This window comes from uncultured Sphingomonas sp., assembly GCF_964237335.1.
GTDB lineage: Bacteria > Pseudomonadota > Alphaproteobacteria > Sphingomonadales > Sphingomonadaceae > Sphingomonas.
The window spans coordinates 1-5,541 of record NZ_CAXSHM010000076.1; the positions used below are offsets into that span (position 1 = coordinate 1).

Below are 5,541 nucleotides of genomic sequence, written 5' to 3' on the forward strand. Positions count from 1 at the left end.
CACCTGTTCAATATGGCTGCAATAGGCCCTGATTGAACGCAGAAGCTGTTCCGGTTTGATTGTGCGAACAGGGTATACCTGAATGGGCGGTCAATAGAAGCCAAACCGGCAGACCGGTCCTCCCGATGTCTTGTGCCATGTAGCCGTTGATGGCACATAGTACTGGGGGCTCGGGCGTAGGGTGCATAGCGATGGCAACGCGAACCATGGATGTCAGAGTGGCCGGGAACGGCCGCATGGTCCTGCCCGCCTCGGTGCGCAAGGCGATGGGCCTGCATGGAGATGTCAAGGTTATCCTGACGATCGAGGACGATCAGGTACGCTTGACGCCTATGGGTCATGGTGTGTCGCGCGCGCAGGCGCTCTACCGCGAACATGCCAAGCAGGCGCGTACGACCGACAACTTCCTGAATGACAGAAAGGTCGAAGCTGCCGCCGATCTCGGTGAGGTCACATCCGGTGACGAAGATGAGAAGGCGCAATGACGTCCGTCGTCCTCGATGCATCCGCGGTTCTGGCGCTGGTTCGGGACGAACCCGGAGCCGACAAGGTCGCATCTCATGTCGGGCGTGCTGCCATTTCGGCGGTCAATCTCCAGGAGGTTATCAAGGAGCTGCTGCTCAGCGGGCTCGACGAGGCCACCACCCGCGAACTACTGGACGAACTTCGCCTTGACGTTCGCGCGCACGACATCGGCGCGGCCTATGCGGCCGCAGCTTTGCATGCCCAAACGCGCCAATACGGTCGAGGCCTCGGCGATCGGTCGTGCCTGGCGCTAGCCGCGCAGCTCGGGGTCCCTGCCCTTACAGCCGATCGCGAGTGGAAGAAGGTCCGGGTCAAGAACCTCAAGGTCGAGCACATCCGGTAGCCGGAGCGAGGCGGAGGTCTGACCCGGCTCAGCGTGTCGATGAAGGCACGCCCCATGCCCGACCAGCGATCGCCTATGACCGCACGCGCGACCGCTGTACCTCGTGGTAGCGGGCATCAGCGTTACCGCTACTACGGATCGCCTGCTCCGATCTGGCGAGGTGGTATTCGCTTAGCCGCGACGCGAGGCTTTCGAGCCTTCGGCCGCGTCGAGAAGCTCCCCAAGCCCATCGGCGAGACTGAGGTTCCGATCCTCGCACCATCGGACGAACCGGTCGCGTTCGGCCGGTGCAAGGCGCATACTTATATGGATTGAGCGCGTAGGGCCGCGCTGTGGTCGACGTTTAGGAGCAACCGCGCCGCCCTCCGTGACCTGAGGAAAGTAGTTGCTCGGCATCGCGGCGGCCGGGGCGACCGTGACCTCCGCTTCGGTGCGCGGCGCGACGCGCTCCGGTACTAAGCCCTTCAACCGATCTGCCGGTGACCCCGTGGCCTGAAGACGGTCGCGGGTTGACCCCACGAGATCGCCGAGCTGCCCTGCCCTGCCCTCGTCAGCCATTCACTCGATCCTTTCCCTTCAGGTCTTCCAGAATGGTTGCCAGCACTCCCTGAGCAATCGCGCGAGCCCGTTCGCATTTCGCAAGGCCGGCTTGCTGGACCTCGTTCAGCGTCATCCGGTAATTCGACATCGCGCGGAAGGCGTCGAGCGTGTGCATGCGCTCGTCGAAGGTTGGGAACGCGCTACTGATCTGGCGATCAATTTCCAACTCCGCCTTCGATCGGGCAACCTGCCCCGTTTGAGTAATCAAGACCCGGAATTGGATGCCCTTGCACATCCGGGCCAGCATCTCGCTCGTCTCGACTGTGCGCTCGAGGTCAAGGCGCGACGATCTAGTCGGGACTACCACATAATCGGAGTCCTGGGCCGCATATGCAGTCTTGAAGTTGGACGTTCCCTCGGAGTCGACCAGCACTAGGCTTGCGTCCGCTTTCGCCCTTTTGATTGCGTTGCCGATATCGACATCACGTAGCTGCGACGCATCGACAACTGTAATGCCGGTGCCTGCCCGATCCTCCGCCAAGCGGTCGTTGTACCAATTTACCATGCTGTTCTGGCGGTCTGCATCAAGCACAGTGACGATCCCGCCAAGCGCCGCATACTCCGAGGCAAGAGCCAGCGTCAGGGTTGTTTTACCGGCTCCGCCTTTGCTCTGGGCTATCGTAACTACTGGCACTGCCGTCTCCATCTCCGCACTTAACGCCGCCAGCAGAAGCGATGGCGCCTGATACTCTGCTTGCTGGCTCCGTCCTGTCCTCAGCGCGCTCGCGTGGGCACAGTGCACAACGCCATCGCTGTAGCTCGCGCTACCGTATCCGCGTTTACGTGCGCGAGCACAAGTCCTTCCACACGCGCACTCGACAGCGTGTGCGGAGGCGCGGTGGTATGCGTTAACGGTATCGCTAGCGCTGCCGTATGTGCGCTCTGTCGCGCATTACCGGCCGCATGCGCTTTACCCTACGCGTTGTGTGTCGCACTGTGCCGCGCTCTGTGTCGCGCATAGCGCCGCGCATCGTGTCGCGCGGCACATTTTAGGCCATTGCGGCTTCTATGCCCCGTCTCCAACGCGGCCCCCACCGCGAGCACCGAACGTGGCGTCACCGGCTGATTTAAGCGGAACGCGAACAGGCTTGAAGCAATCCGGATCACAATGGACCATCGCAACGCCACGGCAGACTAGCTGCACCCCGTCGATCATAACGAGGCGCATGACAAACCGGCGGCAAACATTGTTGCTGCTGTCCAAGAAGCCGCATGGCATCGCCAGCAAGCACTGTGCCGGCACGGCGAAGGAAGGGACGATATCCTGCAACTCGGTCGGTGCGCCCAGTGCGCCGACCAACTCTGATTGAAGGTTTATCTACCTGACTCCGGAGAAGGGAAGGGGGCCAGCTACGACGCAGGCTCATCCAGCCAATCTCCTTCCTCTCCGCTAAGCGACGTGGTACAAACGTCCGGATCGGAGAGGGATGGGCCGCAGCCATGCCCGGCGCTCCAATGGCTCCCGTGGACGCGAAGGGCGATTGAGCAGATGGGGTCAGTCGCGTGCGCGCGTCCGTCGTGATAGTCAGCGGCTTCCTGCATCGAGCGCCGGTTGGTGCCAACGATGTTGCGCACGAGGTTGTTCAAGGGCGAGCCGTCGCCGACCAGCATAGGAGTGAGGTGCTGGCTGTCCATGTCGGACGCGAGCTTCCGCACCACGTTAGCATGTTCAAGGAGCTGCTCGGCTTCCGACATCGGCGCCGAATATGCGGGGGGCGGGGGAGGGTGCCTCCGGAACATCATCGCTCGACGCTCCAGTCGGCCCGGGCAGGGGAGGGGAGGAGCACGGCGACGGCCGCTCGGACATCCGCGAACGTCGGACGCGCATGTGACGGTATCCGGACGGTAAGGTAACCGGCCTGGCCGGTCATGGCGTCGTGGGCCATGTCGCGCGACAGGATGTGGCTCCAGTCGTCGACCTCGATCAGGGTGACGATGGTGCCGGTCGCGCGGTCCTGGGCGACGAAGTCGACGATCTTCTGCGAGAAGGCGTTGCGGTCGGACAAGCGACGGCGTCGGAGAGGGCTGTCCAGGGCGGCGAGCAGCGCGCCCATTGCCACTTGGGCATGGATCCGGCAGTGAGGTGCGACCCGCTCCAGCATCACCAGCATCACCAGCATCGCGCTTAGTCAGGAAGCGCTTGAAGACCGGCGGGGAGCTCCCAACGAGAACCCGGCGCCCTTCAGCATTGCCGACAGGGCAAACAACGTGGCAATCGTGGCGTAGGGGTGGGTGGCCAGGTGCGCGACGATCCACTCGAGCCAAGTGTCGGATCGTCCGGAAAGGATAAGCTGGGTCACAGGTCCAGGCTCAGGTTCTTTTCGGAGAGGCCTGGCGTCTGCCGGTCTTGCCCGGGCACAGGCGTCCTGATGCCGACGTTTTGCGTGCTGATCGGCGCGATCGTCAGATCATCGCCCCGGTCACGCGAAGGGATCGTCAGATCGTCGCCTCGTGCGCGGACCGCGATCTCCTGGGGATCGTCGCGCCATTCGTCCCAGCGCTTGCTGTCCCAATCGCCAGCAAGATCGGCGTTTATGTCGTGGGTCGACCAATCGGTCTCCGATGATCCCATCGGCGGTAGCTCACCCGACAGATCGAGGTCGGGCAGGATGATCCGGTCGCTCTCGGCATGCTCGACCATGGCGACCGCGGCCGAGAGCGCGTCGTCGGCCGCGCCCAGGCGCGACGTCGGGCTGTCAATATCGAGCTGCCCGAGGCTCTCCAACGAGGAGGTCTTGTCGCCGGCGCTGCGCTCCAGTTGCGACGACAGCTTCTTGATGTTGTCGGTGATGACCTGGATGCCGTCGCGCACGCGGGTGACACCGACGTTGAAGAGGCGCTGGTTCGACAGGTTGCGCTCGTAGCTGAGCAGCACCTCGATCGCGCGATCGGCGGTGACGCCCTGCGCCTGGTGCATGTTGAGGGCGTAGGCGAGGTCGAGGCGGGCAAGCATCGGGTCGGACGCGCCCAGCGTCAGCGTGTTGCCCGACGCGAGCCGGATCGACACCGCGCCATCCTCGATGCCGGTAACGGTCGCCTGCGCAGAGTTATGGATCCCGCGAGGCTTGTCGTTCTCGGTCCAGCGGATCGTGTCGCCGGCGCTGATCTCAATCTCCTTGGTGGTGCTGAGCTCCAGGCGGTCGCGCTTGGCCAGTGGATCGATACGGCGCGGATCGAAGCGGACTCGCCCGCTTGGTCCCTGCAGCTCGACTTTGCCATTCTTCAGAACGCCGCTGACCTCGTAGAGGCCGCGCTTGAGGCCGACCTCCTGGATCTGCCCCGTAACCCGCAGCCACAGCTTGCCGTCACCGTAATCGCGCGCCGCTTCGGTCATCGCCGTGGCGTAGGTCGCGGCATAGCGCATCGCCTCGCGGGTGATATGGGGGCCCTCATGCACGGTGACGGTCAGCGCCTCGCCGGTCAGGATGCCCTCGGCCGACAGGCCATCCTGTACGATGGTGTTGATCTCGGCGCGGGTGGTACGGCCGGAAGCGAAGATCGCGGTCGACGATCGCTCCTCGGTCGGTAGTGCCAGCCACCGATCTGCGGCTTCCTGCACGGGGTTCTCGTGCTCGACCACGTCGTCGCCGAGCACGCGCAGCGCCTGCGCCGCCTGACCCTGATTGGCGAGCGCGGCGACGGTACGCAGCTGGTCGGTCCGCTGGCGGATGTTCTGGTCCATGCGGACCGTCGTCGCGCCGGCGGCCTGTACCATGGCGAGGCCCTTGCCCCAGTCGACCGGGAGTAGCTGTTGCTTGTCTCCGATCCAGGCGGTCTTCGCGGCGCCAAGCGCGGCCGCGATCGTCTGGACCTTCACCATGTCGTCGTTTGACACCATCGATGCCTCGTCCACGACGATGGTGGTGTTGCTCATTTCCGCCCGTTTCGCCTGTGCCTCGGGTGATCGCGGGTTGGCAACGTGGCGTTCGTTGTCCAAGATGAAGGAGGCGACGGTCTGCGCCTCAAGCCCGATCTCCTCCCGCAACGCGTTGACCATCTTGTTAGCGGGCGAAAGCCCGAGGTGTTGATTTGCACTGAGAGTTGACCCGGAGTTTTCATCGAGAAATGACCCG

7 protein-coding genes are annotated in these 5,541 nt (G+C 63.8%); 2 read left to right on the forward strand and 5 right to left on the reverse strand.

Annotated elements, in window-relative coordinates; genetic code table 11:
• Positions 1-206: 206 nt before the first annotated feature.
• Both ACFE65_RS17360 and ACFE65_RS17365 read left to right on the forward strand, forming a co-directional pair.
• Positions 207-485: an AbrB/MazE/SpoVT family DNA-binding domain-containing protein gene (locus tag ACFE65_RS17360; RefSeq protein ID WP_375383620.1), complete on the forward strand. Its 279-nt coding sequence runs from the start codon at positions 207-209 to the stop codon at positions 483-485.
• Positions 482-868 carry a type II toxin-antitoxin system VapC family toxin gene (locus ACFE65_RS17365; protein ID WP_375383614.1) on the forward strand — a complete coding sequence of 129 codons (387 nt, stop codon included), beginning with the start codon at positions 482-484 and terminating at the stop codon, positions 866-868. The genes ACFE65_RS17360 and ACFE65_RS17365 overlap by 4 nt, the downstream gene beginning before the upstream one ends.
• A gap of 171 nt (positions 869-1,039) precedes the next feature.
• On the opposite strand, the gene ACFE65_RS17370 is transcribed toward ACFE65_RS17365, so the two are convergent.
• The 5 genes from ACFE65_RS17370 to ACFE65_RS17390 form a co-directional block, all read right to left on the reverse strand.
• Positions 1,040-1,426, reverse strand: coding sequence for a hypothetical protein (locus ACFE65_RS17370; protein ID WP_375383615.1), 387 nt, complete (start codon positions 1,424-1,426; stop codon positions 1,040-1,042).
• Complete coding sequence (locus tag ACFE65_RS17375) at positions 1,419-2,102, reverse strand: ParA family protein (protein WP_375383616.1); 684 nt, start codon at positions 2,100-2,102, stop codon at positions 1,419-1,421. The genes ACFE65_RS17370 and ACFE65_RS17375 overlap by 8 nt, the downstream gene beginning before the upstream one ends.
• A gap of 716 nt (positions 2,103-2,818) precedes the next feature.
• Positions 2,819-3,103: a hypothetical protein gene (locus tag ACFE65_RS17380; protein WP_375383617.1), complete on the reverse strand. Its 285-nt coding sequence runs from the start codon at positions 3,101-3,103 to the stop codon at positions 2,819-2,821.
• A 104-nt stretch (positions 3,104-3,207) separates the two neighbouring features.
• Entirely contained in the window at positions 3,208-3,588 is a 381-nt protein-coding gene (locus ACFE65_RS17385; protein ID WP_375383618.1) for a DUF2726 domain-containing protein, read from the reverse strand.
• Positions 3,589-3,764: 176 nt separating this feature from the next.
• Positions 3,765-5,541 (reverse strand): AAA family ATPase (locus ACFE65_RS17390; protein ID WP_375383619.1); only part of this gene is annotated, 1,777 nt, incomplete at its 5' end.

Bases quoted from the DNA above. Each gene is read 5' to 3' on its own strand.
- ACFE65_RS17360 (WP_375383620.1), top strand. From the start codon at position 207: ATGGATGTCAGAGTGGCCGGGAACGGCCGCATGGTCCTGCCCGCCTCG.
- ACFE65_RS17365 (WP_375383614.1), top strand. From the start codon at position 482: ATGACGTCCGTCGTCCTCGATGCATCCGCGGTTCTGGCGCTGGTTCGG.
- ACFE65_RS17370 (WP_375383615.1), bottom strand. From the start codon at position 1,426: ATGGCTGACGAGGGCAGGGCAGGGCAGCTCGGCGATCTCGTGGGGTCA.
- ACFE65_RS17380 (WP_375383617.1), bottom strand. From the start codon at position 3,103: ATGGACAGCCAGCACCTCACTCCTATGCTGGTCGGCGACGGCTCGCCC.
- ACFE65_RS17385 (WP_375383618.1), bottom strand. From the start codon at position 3,588: ATGCTGGTGATGCTGGTGATGCTGGAGCGGGTCGCACCTCACTGCCGG.